General features: G+C 44.3%; 19 protein-coding genes, 2 tRNA genes and 1 pseudogene. 13 read left to right on the top strand and 9 right to left on the bottom strand.

Translation table 11 applies throughout. From position 1 onward, the window contains the following. Positions 1 to 31: 31 nt before the first annotated feature. Genes BM358_RS03020 through BM358_RS03010 form a run of 3 tightly spaced genes read left to right on the top strand, consistent with a single transcriptional unit; the run spans position 32 to position 1991 of the window. Complete coding sequence (locus tag BM358_RS03020) at positions 32 to 823, top strand: MntP/YtaF family protein (RefSeq protein WP_023987926.1); 792 nt, start codon at positions 32 to 34, stop codon at positions 821 to 823. 11 nt (positions 824 to 834) lie between these two features. Then, a complete protein-coding gene (gene coaE, locus BM358_RS03015; RefSeq protein ID WP_023987927.1) occupies positions 835 to 1431 on the top strand; it encodes a dephospho-CoA kinase in 597 nt (198 codons plus the stop codon). Next, positions 1428 to 1991 (top strand): lytic transglycosylase domain-containing protein, encoded by a 564-nt coding sequence (locus BM358_RS03010; RefSeq protein ID WP_023987928.1) that lies wholly within the window; start codon positions 1428 to 1430, stop codon positions 1989 to 1991. The genes coaE and BM358_RS03010 overlap by 4 nt, the downstream gene beginning before the upstream one ends. Before the next feature lie 119 nt (positions 1992 to 2110). Here the strand turns inward: BM358_RS03010 and BM358_RS03005 are convergent, their stop codons facing one another. Further along, positions 2111 to 2335 (bottom strand): alpha/beta-type small acid-soluble spore protein, encoded by a 225-nt coding sequence (locus tag BM358_RS03005; RefSeq protein ID WP_013309613.1) that lies wholly within the window; start codon positions 2333 to 2335, stop codon positions 2111 to 2113. 105 nt (positions 2336 to 2440) lie between these two features. Here BM358_RS03005 and nrdR point away from each other — a divergent pair, with 105 nt between their 5' ends. From nrdR to BM358_RS02990, 3 genes are all read left to right on the top strand, one after another. Next, on the top strand, positions 2441 to 2908 hold the full coding sequence (gene nrdR, locus BM358_RS03000) for a transcriptional regulator NrdR (protein WP_013309614.1): 468 nt from the start codon (positions 2441 to 2443) through the stop codon (positions 2906 to 2908). A 130-nt stretch (positions 2909 to 3038) separates the two neighbouring features. Then, positions 3039 to 3114: transfer RNA gene (locus BM358_RS02995), tRNA-Ala, on the top strand. Between the two features lie 12 nt (positions 3115 to 3126). Then, a tRNA-Lys gene (locus tag BM358_RS02990) sits at positions 3127 to 3199 on the top strand. Between the two features lie 144 nt (positions 3200 to 3343). On the opposite strand, the gene BM358_RS02985 is transcribed toward BM358_RS02990, so the two are convergent. Genes BM358_RS02985 through BM358_RS02975 form a run of 3 tightly spaced genes read right to left on the bottom strand, consistent with a single transcriptional unit; the run spans position 3344 to position 5768 of the window. After that, positions 3344 to 4348: an alpha/beta hydrolase family protein gene (locus BM358_RS02985; protein ID WP_028542889.1), complete on the bottom strand. Its 1005-nt coding sequence runs from the start codon at positions 4346 to 4348 to the stop codon at positions 3344 to 3346. Next, the gene (locus BM358_RS02980; RefSeq protein ID WP_049828506.1) at positions 4345 to 4995 is read right to left on the bottom strand and encodes a GNAT family N-acetyltransferase; all 651 of its coding nucleotides are present in this window, start codon (positions 4993 to 4995) and stop codon (positions 4345 to 4347) included. Before BM358_RS02980 ends, BM358_RS02985 begins: the two co-directional genes overlap by 4 nt. Before the next feature lie 17 nt (positions 4996 to 5012). After that, positions 5013 to 5768, bottom strand: coding sequence for a helix-turn-helix domain-containing protein (locus BM358_RS02975; RefSeq protein ID WP_028542888.1), 756 nt, complete (start codon positions 5766 to 5768; stop codon positions 5013 to 5015). Positions 5769 to 5995: 227 nt separating this feature from the next. On the opposite strand from BM358_RS02975, the gene BM358_RS02970 reads away from it, so the two are divergent. Next, a complete protein-coding gene (locus tag BM358_RS02970) occupies positions 5996 to 6874 on the top strand; it encodes a radical SAM/SPASM domain-containing protein (protein WP_039269916.1) in 879 nt (292 codons plus the stop codon). Between the two features lie 143 nt (positions 6875 to 7017). On the opposite strand, the gene BM358_RS02965 is transcribed toward BM358_RS02970, so the two are convergent. Continuing rightward, positions 7018 to 7584, bottom strand: coding sequence for a TetR/AcrR family transcriptional regulator (locus tag BM358_RS02965; protein ID WP_023987933.1), 567 nt, complete (start codon positions 7582 to 7584; stop codon positions 7018 to 7020). A gap of 196 nt (positions 7585 to 7780) precedes the next feature. Between BM358_RS02965 and lpdA the strand changes: the two genes are divergently transcribed. The 3 genes from lpdA (at position 7781) to BM358_RS02950 (ending at position 13310) form a co-directional block, all read left to right on the top strand. After that, on the top strand, positions 7781 to 9166 hold the full coding sequence (gene lpdA, locus BM358_RS02960; protein ID WP_028542886.1) for a dihydrolipoyl dehydrogenase: 1386 nt from the start codon (positions 7781 to 7783) through the stop codon (positions 9164 to 9166). 121 nt (positions 9167 to 9287) lie between these two features. Then, positions 9288 to 11270, top strand: a complete 1983-nt coding sequence (locus tag BM358_RS02955) for an AraC family transcriptional regulator (RefSeq protein WP_028542885.1) — start codon at positions 9288 to 9290, stop codon at positions 11268 to 11270. 345 nt (positions 11271 to 11615) lie between these two features. Continuing rightward, a complete protein-coding gene (locus tag BM358_RS02950; RefSeq protein WP_023987936.1) occupies positions 11616 to 13310 on the top strand; it encodes a methyl-accepting chemotaxis protein in 1695 nt (564 codons plus the stop codon). 92 nt (positions 13311 to 13402) lie between these two features. On the opposite strand, the gene BM358_RS02945 is transcribed toward BM358_RS02950, so the two are convergent. The 3 genes from BM358_RS02945 to BM358_RS02935 all read right to left on the bottom strand — a co-directional run bounded on the left by BM358_RS02945 (position 13403) and on the right by BM358_RS02935 (position 15467). Continuing rightward, complete coding sequence (locus BM358_RS02945) at positions 13403 to 13813, bottom strand: DUF4183 domain-containing protein (protein ID WP_023987937.1); 411 nt, start codon at positions 13811 to 13813, stop codon at positions 13403 to 13405. Positions 13814 to 13903: 90 nt separating this feature from the next. Next, positions 13904 to 14716: a DNA alkylation repair protein gene (locus tag BM358_RS02940; RefSeq protein ID WP_028542884.1), complete on the bottom strand. Its 813-nt coding sequence runs from the start codon at positions 14714 to 14716 to the stop codon at positions 13904 to 13906. Positions 14717 to 14792: 76 nt separating this feature from the next. Then, positions 14793 to 15467 carry a Crp/Fnr family transcriptional regulator gene (locus BM358_RS02935; RefSeq protein ID WP_028542883.1) on the bottom strand — a complete coding sequence of 225 codons (675 nt, stop codon included), beginning with the start codon at positions 15465 to 15467 and terminating at the stop codon, positions 14793 to 14795. A gap of 205 nt (positions 15468 to 15672) precedes the next feature. On the opposite strand from BM358_RS02935, the gene BM358_RS02930 reads away from it, so the two are divergent. Further along, positions 15673 to 16755, top strand: coding sequence for an ankyrin repeat domain-containing protein (locus BM358_RS02930; RefSeq protein WP_028542882.1), 1083 nt, complete (start codon positions 15673 to 15675; stop codon positions 16753 to 16755). A 399-nt stretch (positions 16756 to 17154) separates the two neighbouring features. On the opposite strand, the gene BM358_RS27115 is transcribed toward BM358_RS02930, so the two are convergent. Next, positions 17155 to 17403, bottom strand: a complete 249-nt coding sequence (locus BM358_RS27115) for a helix-turn-helix domain-containing protein (RefSeq protein ID WP_370671134.1) — start codon at positions 17401 to 17403, stop codon at positions 17155 to 17157. On the opposite strand from BM358_RS27115, the pseudogene BM358_RS02920 reads away from it, so the two are divergent. Both BM358_RS02920 and BM358_RS02915 read left to right on the top strand, forming a co-directional pair. After that, positions 17380 to 17872 (top strand): annotated as a pseudogene (locus BM358_RS02920) (O-methyltransferase). The gene BM358_RS27115 and the pseudogene BM358_RS02920 overlap by 24 nt on opposite strands. Positions 17873 to 18222: 350 nt before the next feature. Next, entirely contained in the window at positions 18223 to 18969 is a 747-nt protein-coding gene (locus BM358_RS02915) for a DeoR/GlpR family DNA-binding transcription regulator (RefSeq protein WP_023987941.1), read from the top strand. Position 18970: the final 1 nt, after the last annotated feature.

The raw sequence follows: 18970 nt of genomic DNA, 5'->3' as shown, positions 1-18970 counted from the left end.
GGCCCTGCCTTCGCAATGGGAGGGAATTGGAGTGGCTAATCATTGGGGAGCCCTGCTGTTACTGGCATTTGCGCTAAGTTTGGACAGTTTCGGAGTCGGTGTTACATATGGTCTGCGCAAAATGAAAATTCCACTGTTGTCGATTGCTATCATCTCCGTATGTTCAGGTTTGGTGATTGGCATATCCATGCAATTGGGCGCATTACTATCTCGTGTCCTGTCTCCTGTATATACGACCGTTTTCGGCGCTGTCATCCTGATCTGTATCGGCTGTTACTCTTTGTTTCAAGCTCTGCACCGCAAAGAGGATTCGCTAGAGGATTCAGCGGAGGCCTCTCGGGGGCTGCTTCTTACAGAACAGACTGATCCAGTGAGCAGATCTGTTCTTGGAGAGAAGAAGAGTATAGAGGATGCTGATACAGAGTCTTTCCTTAGCTCAAGAAAAGATCTGTCGGCAGAAGCTTCTGTAGAGCAGCAGGAGCGAACGCTATTTTCTCTGGAGTTCCGCAAATGGGGACTTGTTATTCGGATTCTTCGAAGCCCGTCTGCTGCGGATATGGACCGTTCTGGCAGTATATCTGCTACCGAAGCGGTTTGGCTGGGTATTGCATTATCGGTCGATGCGTTCGGAGCGGGATTAGGGGCAGCTATGCTTGGTTTTCAGCCACTGTCTACTGCGCTGGCTATTACGTTATTCAGTGGAACATTTTTGATTGCAGGGATGAAGGCAGGCTTCTTTCTATCAGCATTTCGATTTATGAAGGCGCTGGGTGTATTGCCGGCATTATTACTGATTATGATGGGCATATTGAAGCTGTTATGAGGTGAAAGAGCATGAATATCGGATTAACCGGAGGTATTGCTACCGGAAAAAGCACCGTGTCGGCTCTTTTGGTCGCCAAAGGTGCGCTGCTGATCGACGCAGATGCCATTGCCCGGGAAGTGATGCTTCCGGGGCATCCGGTGCTGGCGGCGGTCATACAGCATTTTGGACAAGCTATAGTGAACAGTGACGGAACCCTGCACCGCAAAAAACTGGGTGAGATTGTATTCGGAGACCCTGCCCAGCGGCAGGCACTTAACGATATTACACATCCTGCTATTCGTGAGGAAATGCGACTGCGTATGGAAGCATATGAACGGGAACAGCCGGACAAGCTTGTTTTGGCAGATATCCCGTTAATGTACGAGTCCGGGCTGGAGAGCTTGTACGAGGAAATTATGGTTGTGTACGTACCACGTGATATTCAGCTCCAGCGTCTGATGCTCAGAGACGGTCTGACGGAGGAACAAGCTGGACTTCGGCTGTCCGCACAAATGGATATTGAACAAAAGAAAAACTTGGCCGATATCGTTATCGATAATAGCGGAACACAGTCTGAGACGAAACGACAAATTGATCAATTTTGGCAGCGGAAGGGACTTGCATGAATATTTTGCGAAAGAAAAGAGTCCTGCTCACTTTGTTTGTCGGGTTTGTCCTGATTCTGTTCCTCAATTCAAATTGGATGTCCTGGTTCTATCCGATTCAATATAAGGATGAGATTCGGCAGTATTCACAAACGTATGAAGTGGACCCATTTTTGGTGGCGTCTATTATCCGCGTAGAAACCAATTTTAAAACCAGTAAGCAATCGCATAAGGGTGCACTGGGGTTGATGCAGATTATGCCGAATACAGCAAATTGGATTATGGACAGCGCCCAGATTCAAAAGGTTCCGCTAGACAGTGTCAAGCACGAGCCTGGTACCAATATAGAGCTGGGAACCTGGTATTTGCATAACCTATCCATGAAGTTTCAGGATAATCCTGTAGCAATCGTAGCTGCTTACAATGCAGGGCCGGGTAAAGTTCAAGAGTGGCTCGATAAGGGAGTGTGGGATGGAAAAGAAGAGTCCATTAAGCAAATCCCTTTTGGTGAGACACGACATTATGTACAGCGGGTCATTTATTACTACAGGCAATACACGAAAATTTATAATGATTTTTAAAAGACAAGTTAATGACATGATGAGCCTTTTCGCTTTAAAATGAAAAAAAGCGCAGGACAGGCTGTTTTTAGCAGCCCGTCCATACACTTTTTCTTGTTATTTCTGCATTATTACCGCGATTATTGGTATTGACCTGCCAATTGTTGTTCGGCGATCGTTACGAGGCGTTTTGTGATGTAGCCCCCGATCGAACCGTTCTCATAGGAAGTCATGTTACCTTGGTATCCATCTTGAGGAATGCTGATACCCAGCTCTTGAGCGATCTCATATTTCATTTGCTCCAGAGCGCCGGAGGATCTGCTGACTACCAGATTGTTGGAGTTGCCATTGTTTCCTTGTGCCATTGTTGTTCACCTCCTCGCGATGTGGTAAACATATTATGATCCGTTTTGACAAAATTATTACTAAAAATCTTCGGGAATTTATTGGAAAAAGAAAGTGGTGAGATTATGAAATGTCCGTATTGTGCCTACAATGGCACAAAAGTGTTGGATTCGCGACCTGCGAATGATAACAAGTCCATCCGTCGCCGCCGTGAATGTGAGCAGTGTGCCAGGCGTTTTACCACCTTTGAAATGGTGGAGGAAACCCCACTCATGGTCATCAAAAAAGACGGCAGCCGTGAAGAGTTTAGTCGTGATAAAATGCTGCGCGGTCTCATTCGAGCCTGTGAGAAGCGCCCAGTATCCGTCGAGCAATTGGATATGATCGTATCCCAGGTGGAGAACGCTATCCGCAACACAGCAGCCACAGAAGTCGATAGTCAGCAGATCGGGGAGCTGGTCATGGAACAGCTTTACCCAGTGGATGAAGTCGCCTACGTACGTTTTGCGTCCGTCTATCGTCAATTTAAAGACATCAATATGTTTATGAAGGAACTGAAAACATTGTTATCTAAAGATACAGCCAGCGACTGATCGCTGACTGTATCTTTCTTGGGTCAAGGTGGGAAGATGATTATATTTTTTTTATAAAAGTATTGACACAGGAATAAAAATTTTATATGATATAGAAGTCGCTTGAAACGTTGATTAACTTACTTATGATGGGGCCTTAGCTCAGCTGGGAGAGCGCATCGCTGGCAGCGATGAGGTCAGGGGTTCGATCCCCCTAGGCTCCACCAAACTTTTATTATGGACTCTTAGCTCAGTTGGTAGAGCAGTTGACTCTTAATCAATTGGTCCAGGGTTCGAGTCCCTGAGAGTCCATCCTTTTAGAAAAAACGGCAGAGATGCCGTTTTTTTGTTGTTTATAGATCTATTCCCAGTCTAACCGAGAACAGTTATGGGGTTTTCATTAGCATTTTTTCATTAGCATATCAAAAGAAGTATGGCAAAAAAGAACATCATTGTTTAACGATGACTGACATAATCGGAAAGGGATTTGAGATACTCACCATTCACCAATTTTCTTGGGGCGAATACGGCTGTTAAGAAAGTTAGAGATTTTGAACGCGCGATTTTTTCATCCATCATGGAATGGTCGGCTTCAGGTAAATGAATCACGGACAGCAGTTCTGGAGGTATTTTCTGGCGATAGACTCGCTCGGTACCCTTTACATCAACATTAATATCTTTGCCAGCCAGAACCAAGAGTACAGGAGAATGGAAGTGACTTAATTCTTCGGTGGAATCAGACAGAAAATTTTTGCCTATAAAGCTCCATCTTTCTTTGGAAATCATATCGTCAGGATCGGCTATGCCTAGATATTCTTCATAAGAAGCATGTTTTTTCAGTAACTGTAGAACTTCTTGATCGTAGTTCAATGTCTTTTGAATTTCTTGCGGAGTAGCTCCTTCTTGTTCCATTTCTTTTCTGGTATTAAATTGTCCTTGGGAAATCCAGTTCACGGCAGGCGATACAAGGATGCTGAATGCAATATCATGCTCCTCTTTAACGATCTTCGGAATGACCCATCCTGCTTGACTGGCTCCCCATAGGCCGATTTTTTGCTTATCAATTATCGGTAAGCTTCTTGCCCAGTCTATTGCATATCGGATCTCCTGTGCGCGGTCCTCCATGCTTTGGTCGAGCCAATTGCCAGGAGCGCTGTTAATACCGGGCTTATTCAGTGACAGGGAGGCATAACCCTTGGAAGCGAACTTTTCCCACAGTGGTTTGTATCCATCATCATATGTGTCATTAATAGGACCATCCCCATGGACAAAAACAACCAATCCAACCTTTCCTGAGTAGTTCTTAGGCAAAGCTAATGTACCTGTTAACAGCCCTTTAGGTGTCGCAATTTGTATTTTTTCTTCTGTCATCTTGTAGGAATTTTGATATAGAACAATTAGTATCAAGGCAACAGCCAGAGCTGCCGCAATACCAAAAGTAAGCTTGAATGTTTTTTTCAACGATGCTCTCTCCTCGAATGCAGGTTCTCTTTCCAACTCATCAGATGCCATACAGGCTCCTTGAACCAAAAATGCCGTAACCCATTATACTTGGATTGTTCTACTTCAAACGCCAGTTTGTGATACAAACGGATAGCCCCTTGGTTCTTATACGCTACATGAAGCGTCAATGCATGAAACCCAGATTCAACCGTAAATTGCTGTGCGAAAGCTAGAAGACGGCGTCCTATTCCCTGGTTACGATGACTTGAACGAATCGCCAAATGATCAATGTAACACTCATTTGCAGCGGGGGTATACTCCAGCGCATGCATACCTGTCAAAAATTTAAATACATTGAAGCAACCAAACTGTTTTAGGAGCGGAGCTAAAGAAATGGGATTTGTTTCAGGAAGTGAAGAGGAGGGGGCCTTCCATTTGAGGGAAAGAACACCGACAACATCTTCGTTCTCTTTGGCTACAAATTGTTTCATAGATGAAGAATAAGGATTTTGAACCCAAACCTGCATTAACAACTTCTGTATATCTTGCTCCTCCAGTGTAACAAGAGATTGGAATTTTGCTTTAAACGATTCGACTAAAAGACTGCAAACAGCTTCATGGTCTTGTTTCTGGTATGCAACAATGTCAAAGGATTTTGCACTCATTTAACGCCCTCCAAGATTTATTCTACTTTAACCTGAATTTCGTATTGCAGCTTGTTGTTGTCGAACATCGAAAGATAAGATTTTTCTACTAGAACAATCTTGCTTTGGCAGTTATATTGGTGATGAGCTACATATCGTTCCATTTGTTTAATTTCATAATCAATCTCTGGTTCTTCAATGACGGAAAGATGCTTATAAAGATAGTTGCCCTCTTCCAGAATATAGTCAGCCACATCCGCCGTTTCATAACATAGCTTCGCCTGTCCAGCATCAGACAAGTAATGCAGGTCATTTTCAAATAATCGAGGTGGGGCAGGGCGGTGTTCAAATAGGTTACCGGCAGTGAGCTCTTGACCATTCTCCAATGCAAACCATAGCTTTAAATGACGGGGACCTAATCGTTTGACCTGATACTCATCGTCCTGCTGGGTCCGATTATTATGTTCTTCTAACACTTTGTGAATAAACTGTTCATGCATCTTCAAGTTAGCTATTTCGGCCTGTACCTTCTGCAACGAATGCTCTAAAAGCTGGTTATAGTCATCGGCAGCATAGGAAGTCATACATTCTTGAATCTGATCGACAGGGACATTTAATTTGCGTAATAATAAAATATGCGAAAGCTGATAAATCTCATGAAGCCCGTACATTCGATATTGATTTTCTTCTGTATGTGATGGATACAGGACTCCCTTTTCTTCAAAATATCGCAGTTGATGTACAGATACATTCATGAGCTGAGCAAGCTGGCTGATCGTAATGTGTTCTTTCAATGACAGGACTCCTTACTGATAGTTGAATAACTCCACTATAAACCTTAGGTCAGACCTAGGGTCAATAGAAAATATTAAATCAAATCTTGGATAGGCGTATGTGTCGAGCATTTGATGCCCCACAAGGGGGAGACTGGAGAGTTTACCTGTCGGTGATAACCCGTTATAATCATAAGATTAGTGAGCATAAACAAGATGCTCCGGATGAAGGTTAGAATGGGGAAATCATGTTGAAAACTTTTAAAAAGGTATACATTGAGATAACGAGCATCTGCAATCTCGCATGCAGTTTTTGTCCTCAAACACAGCGTGTCAAAAAATTTATTGATCCGGAAGTCTTTCGAAATGTGCTTGATCAGGTCAAACCACATACGGATTACATCTATTTGCATGTAAAAGGAGAGCCGTTGCTCCATCCGAAAATTGATCTTTTGCTGGAAAGTGCTCATGAGAAAGGCTTGAAGGTCAATATAACCACCAATGGTACCTTGCTGCCGAAGACCGGACATAAGCTGCTTGGGCAACCAGCGCTGCGTCAGATGAACTTCTCTCTCCACAGTTTTGACGGGCATGAAGGCTCCGTGGATCGAGAAGGGTATTTGGGTAATATTTTCACGTTTGTAAGAGAAGCGGTGAAACACAATGTCATTATTTCGTTCCGTCTCTGGAACTTGACTGAAGATAATTTGACTAATGTGCAGCGTCAGCGTAACCGGGAAACACTTGAACGACTGGAGCAAGAATTTGGACTGGACTATCGGATTGAGGAAAAGGTGATACCAGGCAGTGGGGTCAAAATCGCACCAAACGTTTATTTGAATCAAGACCATGAATTTGAATGGCCGAGCCTCAGTGCCCCCGAAGATGACGGAAAAGGCTTTTGCCATGCACTCCGTAGCCAAGCGGCGATATTGGTGGATGGAACGGTGGTCCCTTGCTGTCTGGATGGAGAAGGTGTCATTAATTTAGGTAACGTGCATGAGCAATCTTTTTCCGACATTGTGGAAGGGGAGCGTGCAAACCGTCTGTACTTCGGGTTCTCTAAGAGAGAAGCGGTAGAAGAGTTATGCCGAAAATGCGGGTACCGCAAACGATTTGGAACATAACGGAGATTTGGCAGGTGGAGACTTCGAATCTCTGACAAATCGTTACCTCCGTTTTGAGTTTAGATTCTTAGGAAAAATCCGCTAAACATCAAGGATTTCTTGGTGTTTAGCGGATTTTTTGCATACGTAAAACATACTTACATTCAACTATTAACCAGCGCTTTGGCATACTGTTTGCCTGCCGAGAGAAGGCTGTCACTCAGTTTAGGATCATTAACAGAACGTGCAAGCACAAGAGAACCAACCATACTACTGAACAATGCACTGCCCTTGGACTGATCCATTCCCCCCAAATTGGAGATAAACGTAATCATTCTTTCCAACTCCTGCGTGAATATCTGCCGGATTTCTTCGGAAGAACGGGCTATTTCTACGGAAAGGGCAGGAATAATACAGCCTATTTCTGTTCGATCACGGTGATGGGTGCTTAAATAGTAATCGATGACAACATTAATTTTAGGATCTTGCTTTTCTTGGTCAACGGCCTCCTGAAGCAGTGCGAGGGTATCACTGACGGCATAGCGACAGGCTTCGGCGACTAGCTGTTCTTTGTTATCAAAGTGTGAATAAAACCCGCCGTGAGTTAATCCTGCCCCTTTCATAATAAAGGGCACACTTACATCTTGAATACCGTTGGCACGGAAAGCTTGGGCAGCACTTTCAACGATCTTACTCCGCACTTTCATCTTATGGCCTTTTGGATAAGGCATTGTAATCACTCCACGGGTTTATAATGCTAACTTCAAAATATTATAATCATCATAATAAAACGTGTCAATTTGTCTTCCTATAACGACAACTTCAGAAAGGCTGATCAAGACTATTGACGCTTTTAAAATATGATGATTATAATATATTATAATCATCATATTTTAAATCATGCCATTTTAACAGGAGGTATTAGTTATGAGCAAGCTTGAATCTGTAGAAACACTGGTCATTGGATCAGGGCCAGGAGGTTATGTGGCAGCATTGCGTTCTTCTCAGCTTGGAATGAAAACGGCGATTGTTGAACGCAGTCAGCTAGGTGGAGTGTGCACGAATGTGGGCTGCATTCCATCCAAAGCTTTGATTGCCGAAGCACATCGCTATGAGATACTCAGGCAGGTAAATCAGGCAGATGCAGCGATGTCATTCGTGAATGCTCAGGCTCTCAAACAGGGGATTGTGAATAAGCAGGCAGGCGGAGTTGGCTTTTTAATGAAAACGGCAGGTGTGAGCATTCTGGAAGGGGAGGCGAGTTTGGTTGATGGGCATACAGCCATCATCAATCAAAATGGAGCGGAACAAACGATATCCTTTAAGTATGCCATATTGGCAACCGGCTCCCGTCCAATCGAGCTGAAATCATTTCCGTTTGGCGGACGTATTTTGTCCTCTACAGAGGCGCTTTCGCTTCCAGCGGTTCCGTCCAGCCTGATCGTGATAGGTGGTGGATATATTGGCGTTGAGCTTGGACAAATGTATGCCAAATTTGGAACAAAGGTAATGATTCTGGAGGGAGGGGAACGGGTGCTGCCGGGATTTGAGACGGACCTTGTGGCCCCTGTTGTTAAGCAATTGAAAACAGATGGTGTAAGCATCGTAACTGGGGCGATAGCCGAAAAAGTCGTGCAGAATACGGATACTATTACGCTGCATTATTCAAAAGATCAAGAGCAGCATCATGTCACCGCTGAGTTTGTATTAGTTACTGTAGGCAGAAAACCGAATACGGATGGCAGATTAGGATTGGAGCACGTTGGCTTGCCACTCACGAGCAGGGGGTTGATCGAGACAGACGAGCAGTGTAGAACGGCTATTCCGCATATTTTTGCCATCGGGGATATTACGGAGGGTCCAGCCCTTGCCCATAAGGCTTCCTATGAAGCGAAGATTGCGGCAGAAGCGATTGCAGGTCAAGCTGCTAAAGTGGATTATAAAGCCATGCCGTTGGTTGTCTTTTCTGAACCAGAGCTGGCTAGTGTTGGCCTAAGTGAAACAGAAGCAAAGGAAAAAGCCTTACCGATTGTCATTGGCAGAGCTTCCTTTGCAATTAACGGCAGAGCATTGGCGCTAAGGGCAGCAGAGGGGTACATCAAAATCGTAGCAAAGCAGGGATCGGGGATCGTACTGGGGGCGCAAATCGTCGGCGTCGAAGCTTCAACACTCATTTCCGAGCTTGCTCTGGCTATAGAGATGGGAGCAACCGTAGAAGACTTAGCTCTAACCATTCATCCCCATCCTACATTGGGAGAAGTAATCATGGAGGCTGCGGAGAATGCGATCAGAAAAATGGACCGTCCAAAGTAGAGGCTCCGTATGAAATCACTTCATTGCCTGTGAGAATAATTATCAACTATAATATATTATAGTTTGAATATGAGCGTGAGCAGGCACGTGGATGGTTTAGATCGGGGGCTGAACAAAAGCAATGAAGTTGAATGATCACATTTTGCTGTGGAATCATGTTTTTATACAGGTGATGGATGTTCGTCATAAGAAGATCGAAGAAGGGGAGGAGCTACGAACCTATCGACTTCCTGCCAGTGCGTTCTTGTATGCCGTTCGTGGAAACGCACGGGTACGGTTGGATAACAGTATTCACAGGGTAGAGCGTTTCCATGTACTGCATGGCGGAAAAGGAATGTGCCTGAGTATCCTGGCGGAAGAGGTGCTTGAATATTACATCATTTTGTACAAGGCAACGTTGGCCCTGCCTAGCCGCAAAGAGATTGCACAATTGCTGGAAAAGGAAAATCCTTTTCAGAACCAGTATGCTTTCGCACCTCATTACCCACTGCCCCTGTACGATAAAGTGAAGCTGTTGGAGCAAGAATGGCGTGAAGCTTCCGGACTTGGCAAACTGCATGTCAAAGCCTTATTTCAACAATTTGTATATGAGTTGTTGCAGCAGTTGTATCGGCAGGGCATTGAGCCTCTTAAGCCCGACCTGGTATCGCAGGCTGTAGCCTATATTCGTGAGCATTTTAGTCGGCCTATGGCACTTGAGTCCATTGCAGAGGAGCTAGAATGCAGTATTGGACATTTATCCAGGTTGTTCAAAAATAAAATGCATACCAGTCCGATTCATTACTTGGGCCAAGTAAGAGCAGATCGAGCGGCAGAACTGCTAATGCAGACGGACGCCACTTTGCAGGAGATCGCAGAGCGTGTGGGATATCCAGATGCCCATTCTTTAAGTCGCAGCTTCAAGAAATATAAGGGACTATCTCCCGTACGATTCAAAAAGGAACGGGAGCATCATGCTCAGAAGCAAGATCAGGATATGCCCCAAACGATGCTTAAATATGCCCTTCAGCGGACATCTTTCGCACGTTATACTGATATTGATTATCAATATCGGTATAACGCGGAAGGAGATTTGTTTATGCACGGAAGAGTCAAAATAACGGCCATGATGATTATGCTGTGTTTATCATTGATGCTGGGAGCTTGCTCGGCTCCGACGAATACAAATGGAAGCTCGCAAACGAAGGCTAATCATACAGCAACATCATCCAACAGCGATGGACAAGCGGCAGTGCAAGCACAGACAAGAACGGTTAAGACATTAAAAGGCGATGTGGAAGTACCTGCAAACCCGAAACGAGTGGCGTCGGATCAGTATATGGGTCATCTTTTGAAGCTGGGGATTATTCCAGTGGGGGTCAGAAGCTTTATGCTGAATGAGGCTTGGATTGATCAATCGGGATATCCCAAAGAGAAATTGGCCGGAATCAAGGATCTCGGTGAATTTCCTATGGATTTGGAGGAACTGACTGTTCTGCAACCGGATTTAATTATCGGTTCAATCGAAAAGAACATCGACAGCTACCAAAAGGTAGGAACGACTGTGTTCCTGCCGTATTGGGAAGGCGAATCTACAGCGGGACCACTGGATAAATTCCGCAGAATTAGCGAAATCTTTGGCAAGCAGAAAGAAGCCGAGCAGTGGATTACTGAATACGAGAAGAAAGCTGCAGAGGCCAGAACGAAAATTCAAGGTATCGTTAAAAACGGAGAGACGGTTTCAATTGTACAAGTCGCCAATAAATCGATATATATTTTGGCAGCAAAAGGCGGCAATTACGGAAGTCCGACCATTTATCAGATGCTAAAGCTGCCACCTACTAAAAAGGCATTGAACATGAAAGAAGGATTTGAAAATATTTCGCTTGAAGTTTTACCCGAGTATATGGGAGATCACATCTTTGTATACGGTTCAGAAGATGAAGGGGCTAATCAGATTCTGCATAGTGAGCTATGGAAAGGCCTTCCGGCTGTAAAAAAAGGACAGGTTTATATGTACGGTTCATTCAGCGATAAAGGGGATGAGTTTGTGATGGAAGACCCTTATTCATTGGAGCTTCAATTGGATACCATAGTTAATCTCTTATTAGCCCACAAAAAATAAAGCTGAATACAGCTATAAAAATCGAAAATACTTACCGATGAAACACTTGATTCATAGACAAAAAAACTGCTAAAACGAGGGTAAACCTCTGTGTTTAGCAGTTTTTTTGTCGTAATTCAACAGAGGCACTCACCTCAGTCGCTTATTGTAGTCGTCACTACGCCATTAATGACTGCCGTTCGCTGCAACGTCCCCGTTTACAAAAAACAGTGACTATTCTCACAAAAAACGACATCTTCCGACACTGGAATGCCATATTATAGTAAGTGTTGATAGGCTATAATCGTAGCAGTGAAAACGGATTTTCACAAAAATTTATTAGAGTCAGGATTGGTGGTTCAAATAATGAAGCTGGCAACAAAATTAACTTGGATGATGCTCATCATATTGCTTCTCGTAGGCTCCTCCATTGGATACTTCGGATATCGTACCGCTTACCATCAAGTGGATGAAGCTGCTGGAATCGAGCTGGTGGGTTGCGCCAATATTACGACTGGCCTTATAGATCCTGCGGATATATCGGCTCTGGTCAGTGGAGATAACAGCAAACTTGCTGCCATTGAAGACCGGATCGGCTGGATTGTAGCACATAAGCCTATTTTTAAGGAGGCTTTTATTATCTCTTTGGATGGAAAAATTTTGGCCGCCGATGCCAACTTTAAGCAAAGAGGCTATCAAGCTGGCGATTCCTTCTATTTTACAGACGAAGACAAAGAAATGATAACTACCATGAAGCATTCAGCATATTCCAAGGTTTATACATATGAAGGAACCTCGCTCAAAACTGGATACGGCCCCATTTATCAGGACCATGATCCCACCAAGCCCATTGTTGCACTGATGGCCATCAATTTTGACGGCTCGTTAATTCAGGAACGGACGTTGGATATTATTGTTCAGCCCTTTATTATTGGCGGCTCCATTTTCATGGTGGCTATCCTTGTTGTTTACCTGTTGATTCGCCATATGGTAAGTCCGCTTACCAAGCTGTCAGCCTCTGTGAACACCATTACCAAGGGCGACCTTACCCATGAACCGCTTCTCTTCAAAAACAAGGATGAAATCGGGACGCTGGCCCGCGACTTCAACGATATGACAATGAACCTGCGCAACCTGATTACCCAGGTCAATGACACCTCTATGCTGGTCGCTTCTTCCTCTCAAGAGCTGTCTGCCAGCGCACAGGCAACGAACCGTGCTGGAGAGCATAGCGTGAATGTTACGATTGAGTTGGCTGATGGGGCGCATACCCAATTGCAAAACCTGGAAGGAAGCTATAAAGCTATTCAGGATATGTCCCGCTTCATCAGCGATATTGCTGGCAATGCGGACATCGCAATGAACAAGGCCGCGGATAATGTCCAGAAAGCACGCCTTGGCCGGGAATCAATGGATTCCACCACCTCCCAAATGGGAGTTGTCAGCGAAAGCATCGGCGATCTCTCAAGCATTATTCATACGCTTGGCAGCCACTCCAAGGAGATTGAGAACATTGTCGGCACCATTGCCAGCATCGCCGAGGAGACCAACTTGCTGTCTTTGAATGCAGCGATAGAAGCTGCGCGCGCCGGAGAAGAAGGTCAGGGCTTTGCCGTTGTCGCTGGCTCTGTCCGCAAATTGGCCGAACGTTCTGCCAATTCTGCCACACAAATCAGCGAACTGATCAGTCTGATTATCGCCCAAATGGACAAGGCAGGAGAAACTATGAAGCGTTCCACGAACGAAATGATGCAGGGCAAGGAGTTGATCATATCAGCCGGGCGCTCCTTCTCCGAGATTGAAGTCTCCATCTCCGACATGTCTTCCCAAAGCGAGCAAATATCAGCCACAGTTCGGGATCTGGCGCTGATCTCTGAAGAGCTCGTTGAAGCCATTCAGAATACCGTAATGGTCTCTAACCATACGGTTAAAGGGGCAGAGTCCCTGTCCGCCTCTTCGGAGCAACAGCTTGCTGCCATGCAAGAAGTGGAATCCTCCGCAGCGCTCCTCTCATCACTGGCCGAGAAGCTTCAGGTGCTTGTAGAGAACTTCAAGATTTAAATATTCGAGGTTCAAAGAGAAATAAACCGCTAAAGACGAGGATAAACCCTGTGTTTGGCGGTTTTTTATAGTAATTTTACGAAGGCATTCTCTCAGTCGCTTATGGTAGTCGTTACTGTGACATTGTTGACAGAGGTTGAGGAAGCACTAGAGTTGAAATTAACAACCTCAACGACTACTGTTGCACCAACAATCAGGCCTGTATTTATAATTAGATTTGTAGCAGAAAGCGTTGTTAAGCCGCCTCGCTGCAACGTCCCATTTACAAATACATTGTAGTATCCGCTACTGGTCGGAACAACAAGACTGTTTGCCGCGACTGAAGTACCACTATCATTTGTGAAATTTTGTGCCGGGATAGTGGTCACTCCACCTAATATATTACCAAGCACGACAATAGCTGTGTAACGATTAACCACTGGAGTGACATTGATACTTGTTGTAATAGCAATGTTTCCAGATACGATACTGTCTGCTTCCAGATAGATTCGAATAATAGACATAGGAATTCCTCCATTCCTAATATTCCAGATAAATATTATAGTTTATGTGAATATTCTAGATATGGATTGGATGGGGGAGGAGTCTTCCAATTATTTCTCTTTGTTCAAGCTTCTTTGGGCCCGGGTTACTATTCGCTTCGTTTCTTTGGTATCCGAAATCATCAGCCATGCATTACAAACTTGAAGAACCCATTCTGGGTTGGTTTTGCTGGCGTCATTCAACCAATTACCAACGGAGTCCTGGACATATTTGGCCGGATCGGACTGAACAGCCTCCAAGAGAGGAAGAGCCAGCTCGGGATGTTCTTTTAGTTCAGGGATGTGCTTGGCCCAAACGCCTTGTGGCCGGATTAATTCAATGGCAAAACGACGTATGTTAGCATCCTCATCTCGCACCCAACTGTCTAACAGGGCAAGCCCTTCAAGCAGTTGCAAGGATATGGATTCTCTCACGGCCATCCAGGCTATTTCACGTACTCCGAAATGGGAATCGGCTGCAAAGGGGCGAATGCCAGCCAATTTTTCCTTTACACTTAAACGGGGATCAATCCCGATGATGTAGGCAGCCCAGCAGCGAATGCTGTCTGAAAGATGGGAGGCCATCGCATCAAAGATGCGAATACGTTCTTCTATCGCTTGTTGCTCAAACACATGAAGCCACGCTCGCGCGATTGCGGGTATCATTTTCATGATCTTCTTTTCCTTCAGCTGATTCAATTCGGTCATGAAGACATCGGATGATCGCTGCAAGCCAAATTCATCAAGAGTATTTTGCAATAGTACAACATGATCGACAGCCAGCCATTCGGTGAGATTCACCGTCTCAAGCCGCCCCTGCTGTAGCAGCTGAAGCACATCATTAGGAATATCTGACCCTTTGCGGGCCCCTTTTCGGTGTAACATTTCATTCACTCCATATCGTAAATTGTCTGATAGGTATACGATACTTTTTTGGGTAGGAGTATAGATGTAATGTAGTTTACAACTTCATTAGCTTTTCGCGATGGATGTAAATCGTCTTAAAGCCGGTTTTAATGACCTTTTCTTTGACAAGCTCCTGAAGAGCAGTTGTTACAGCCTCACGGGTGGCCCCGACCAGATTCGCAATTTCCTGATGGGAGAGAGGAAAATTGATTTTGCAATACTCTTCACGGCTTTGGAGGGCGAACTGATCGGACAATTTCAGAAGAACATACAAAATTTTATCCTGTAAATTTCCCAAAGCTAAATGCTGGGCCAGACTGCTCATTCCTGAGATTCGGTCACTTAACACCTTGATCATGTTCATCATGAACCGGGGATGTTCTATTAAAAAATGCTCGAATCGGTCTTTGTCCATCCGGCAGATATCGCATTCTTCTATCGTTTCTATATACATATCCCTTGTCCCCAGTGAAATCATATCCATTTCACCAAATACATTTCCTTCGCTGAGGATATCCAAAGTAAATTGCTTTCCGTCAGCGTTTAGCTTATACAGACGTACTTTTCCCTTTTTCACAAAATAAAGTCCCTCGGAAAAGGTCTCTGGGGTTTGTATAAAGTTTTTTTTCGCTATAGTCGTAATGGAGGTCATTTGGTCCATTTCAATTAAATCTTCTAATGAGAGACTATGAAGCAAATTAAATTGGGACAGGTATTGAATGCTATTCATATGTTCTCCTTTTCGTTGCACAGGGTATACAGAATCATAATACAATTATAGCTTCTCTGAGGTATTTTGACCTCTATTACTCACTTGTTTGCGCTAGAGTGAATAATGAATTTTGGGGAATCTGTCGGATTTATGTAAAGGGGAGGTTGGTATAAAATAGATATGCATGTTTGATAGTAGATACATAAAGAGTGAGGTAATAACGATGATTAAATTAAAAGATGTAGGCAATTTCGAGGTTCTTCCTGAGATAGCGATGCATATCGTTCAAGGCAATATATCCGCTTTACGCCAAGCTCTGACCGAAGGCTGGGATATAGAACAAGGGATCGTACTCAGTAAATATACGACATTAAGTCCATTGGATATTACACTCATCACTGAGCAAATGGAAGTCTTGAAGCTACTGGTCGATGAGGGGGTTCAACTTAATGTGAAGGATAATCCCGCATTCCTGACGGCTGTTCGCTATGGTACCGAAGAGATTGTCCGTTATGTGGTCGCCCATGGCGCCAAGCTGGACGGGAAAAATCATGTCAAATCCGGTGCCTATGAGCAAGCCTACTACGGTAACAAAAGCAATATGCTGCTTATCCATGAGTTGGGCCTCGATATGAAGCAGCATGCTGGAGCAACACTCCGCAACGCAGTTAGTAAGCATGACCTGAAAACAGTAGCATTACTATTGGAACATGGCGTAGATATTAATTTCAATGCCCCAAATATGGTATATCCTTATAAAGCCACGCCTTTGACAGTGGCGGCACGCAACAATGATTTTGCGATGGTGAAGTATTTGGTTCAGCAAGGCGCTGATGTGACGCTGGCAGAAAAAGATGGAGAACGGGCATATACAATTGCACTAAGTAATAAAAACGTGGAAATGGCTGAGTATTTAAAGTCCTTAGAGCCTCCAGCATTTCATAATCTGGAAAATAAACGACATGCTTTGAAAAGCTACAAGCTTCCGAAGGATCTTATAGCCTTTCTGACGGGGGATCAGCTCCGTGTGGACCTGCCAGAAAATGATCTTGATATTCAATTTGTTGATTTCTTCTCATTCATAGATACGGTTGAGATGAAGGTGGGTCGGCAAAAGCTGTTGCGTCTGTCTCTAAAAGTAGATAATTACTCGGATATTATATTGGTGTGGAATCCGAAGCAGAAGTGCCTGGGTTATTATGACGAGGAGCATCAGGAATATGCGGATGTGTGCAGCTTTGCCGAGTTTCTTGCACAGCCGGAAGATTATCTGGAGAAGATTATTGAGGGTGAATATTTATCATAACGAGGTGAGCCATGAATGCGGTATGCACGCAGTCATGGCTCTTGTTATTTTAAAATACAGCGCTAGTGTACACAGATGCCTAATGCTCATCAGGAATGGTTACGTATGAGCTGAATGAGATTTAGGGTAGCGGTAGATAGGGGTTCGTTCTTGCGGGTACAGATGGCGATTGAATTGAGAAGCTGGATGTCTTCTACATATACCCGGCACAGCTCGCCGCGTTCTACATATTCATATTCTTGTTTGAATTTTGCAATCCAGGCCGGAATGAGATAATGAGCCGGTAAATAAGTAGCTGCTAGCCGGATATGACCATGGGCTCCATCACGATAATCTTGAGATAATTGTTCGATTTGCTGTTCGACGACAAAGAGCCGTTTGGCGAGTACAGCAAGTTTTTCACCAGCATCCGTTAAGGCAATCCCTTCCTAGCGGCATGAGCAGTGAGAGAGAGATTTCTTTTTCGAATTTTTTAATCTGGGCGGTAACCGCAGGTTGGCTAATATTTATAAGTTCAGAGGCACGTGTCACACTCCCTAATAATTCATTTACAATCAAATTGTAAGTTAATCCAAAGGAGAGTGGAGCAATCAAACGAACACTTGGGATCAAGTAGACCAGTATATCTCGGAGAGTCTCATTCCGCATGATGCTGTCTTGGAACAAGTATTGGCTACTAACCAAAAGGCGGGACTACCTCCGCATGATGTATCGCCCAATCAGGGAAAGCTATTAAATATCCTTGCTTAAATGCAGGGAGCGCGACGCGTGCTAGAGATCGGTACTTTGGGAGGCTACAGTACAGTCTGGTTGGGAAGGGCGTTGCCGAAGGATGGAAAAATAGTTACGCTGGAAGCCAACCCGATCCATGCTAAAATTGCCCGGTCGAATATATCGCTGGCTCAGTTGGATGGAATGGTGGAACTTCGGGAGGGAGAAGCTTTGGAGCAGTTAGCACAGATGAAAGAGGAGGAAGTTGAGCACAGACCCTCAGGTGCAGGGAGTAAGAAAGTTTTATGATATGCTGGCTGAAGAATCAAGAATTACAGCTACAGCTATCCAAACCGTGGGGAGCAAGGGGTATGACGGTTTCGTCATTGGAATCGTTAAGGGCTGAACGCTAAGCGTCTCGATTGGCTAAACACAAAGGGGATCAGTCCTCGTGTTTAGCTTTTTTCTGAGTAGAGAAGATGGGGACGAATTGTGCGCATAATGGTAAAATAGTACTGATGGAAGCCTTAGAACGTTTTTGAACGTTTACTGCTGAATTCCTATGTAAGAAGAATGAATTTACATAAAAGTAGATGGATTTTCTTTAAAATGTAAACGCAATCATAATGATTGGATCAGGAATTCACCATTTTGTAAAAAAATGAATTAGAAATGAATTTTTTTGAATCTTTTTGAAGAAAAATGATTGTTTTTTGTCAAGTTTGTGGTACGATATGAACAGTTGGGGGAATGATGATGCTGACGGAAGAAAGATACAAGTTAATAATACAGCGCTTACAAGAATGTGGTGTTGTAAAGTTGCAAGAATTGGCTGATCTGTTGGGAGCTTCTGAGTCAACGATTCGGCGTGATTTGATAGATCTTGAGGGCCGTCAGTTGCTCAAGCGGATTCATGGCGGGGCAACCTTGCTGAATCAGAAAAGTCAGGAACCTGGCATGGAAGAAAAAACATTCAAAAACGTTCAAGAAAAAAATGCAGTGGCCCGTATAGCAGCCAAAGAAATTTTGGATGGCGAATGTATTTATCTGGATGCGGGAACAACAACGATGGCGATGATTCCTTACATTGAAGCTAAAGACGTGACGGTCGTGACGAATGGACTATCCCACGTAGAAGCACTGGTAAGCAAAAGAATCAGAAGCTATCTACTGGGAGGGATGATGAAAATTCATACCAAAGCCGTAATCGGGAGTATTGCCCTACAAAATTTGGACAATTTTCGATTCGACAAGTGCTTTCTAGGAACGAACGGGGTGGATATGGAAATGGGGTATACGACTCCTGATCCTGAAGAGGCGCTGATCAAGCGGCGTGCCCACCAGCTGTCTGGCAAAACGTATGTGTTAGCCGATTCCAGCAAAATTGGAGAAGTAACCTTCGCCAAACTGTTCGAGCTCAAGGAAGCTATACTTATTACCGAATCGATGCCAGAACGGTCACGCCGATCCATCGCTCAGAAAACTAAGATAATCGAGGGATAAC

This window comes from Paenibacillus sp. cl130 (assembly GCF_900116035.1).
In the GTDB taxonomy this organism is placed as follows: domain Bacteria; phylum Bacillota; class Bacilli; order Paenibacillales; family Paenibacillaceae; genus Paenibacillus; species Paenibacillus polymyxa_B.
The sequence above is the reverse complement of the archived record's forward strand: the minus strand, read 5'-3'. Positions and strand labels throughout refer to the sequence as shown.

What these genes read in the sequence shown, in the direction of transcription:
- coaE (WP_023987927.1), top strand. Translation starts at nt 835, where the DNA reads ATGAATATCGGATTAACCGGAGGTATTGCTACCGGAAAAAGCACCGTG.
- BM358_RS03010 (WP_023987928.1), top strand. Translation starts at nt 1,428, where the DNA reads ATGAATATTTTGCGAAAGAAAAGAGTCCTGCTCACTTTGTTTGTCGGG.
- BM358_RS03005 (WP_013309613.1), bottom strand. Translation starts at nt 2,335, where the DNA reads ATGGCACAAGGAAACAATGGCAACTCCAACAATCTGGTAGTCAGCAGA.
- nrdR (WP_013309614.1), top strand. Translation starts at nt 2,441, where the DNA reads ATGAAATGTCCGTATTGTGCCTACAATGGCACAAAAGTGTTGGATTCG.
- BM358_RS02980 (WP_049828506.1), bottom strand. Translation starts at nt 4,995, where the DNA reads ATGAGTGCAAAATCCTTTGACATTGTTGCATACCAGAAACAAGACCAT.
- BM358_RS02970 (WP_039269916.1), top strand. Translation starts at nt 5,996, where the DNA reads ATGTTGAAAACTTTTAAAAAGGTATACATTGAGATAACGAGCATCTGC.
- BM358_RS02965 (WP_023987933.1), bottom strand. Translation starts at nt 7,584, where the DNA reads ATGCCTTATCCAAAAGGCCATAAGATGAAAGTGCGGAGTAAGATCGTT.
- lpdA (WP_028542886.1), top strand. Translation starts at nt 7,781, where the DNA reads ATGAGCAAGCTTGAATCTGTAGAAACACTGGTCATTGGATCAGGGCCA.
- BM358_RS02955 (WP_028542885.1), top strand. Translation starts at nt 9,288, where the DNA reads ATGAAGTTGAATGATCACATTTTGCTGTGGAATCATGTTTTTATACAG.
- BM358_RS02950 (WP_023987936.1), top strand. Translation starts at nt 11,616, where the DNA reads ATGAAGCTGGCAACAAAATTAACTTGGATGATGCTCATCATATTGCTT.
- BM358_RS02945 (WP_023987937.1), bottom strand. Translation starts at nt 13,813, where the DNA reads ATGTCTATTATTCGAATCTATCTGGAAGCAGACAGTATCGTATCTGGA.
- BM358_RS02940 (WP_028542884.1), bottom strand. Translation starts at nt 14,716, where the DNA reads ATGTTACACCGAAAAGGGGCCCGCAAAGGGTCAGATATTCCTAATGAT.
- BM358_RS02935 (WP_028542883.1), bottom strand. Translation starts at nt 15,467, where the DNA reads ATGAATAGCATTCAATACCTGTCCCAATTTAATTTGCTTCATAGTCTC.
- BM358_RS02930 (WP_028542882.1), top strand. Translation starts at nt 15,673, where the DNA reads ATGATTAAATTAAAAGATGTAGGCAATTTCGAGGTTCTTCCTGAGATA.
- BM358_RS27115 (WP_370671134.1), bottom strand. Translation starts at nt 17,403, where the DNA reads ATGCGGAATGAGACTCTCCGAGATATACTGGTCTACTTGATCCCAAGT.
- BM358_RS02915 (WP_023987941.1), top strand. Translation starts at nt 18,223, where the DNA reads ATGCTGACGGAAGAAAGATACAAGTTAATAATACAGCGCTTACAAGAA.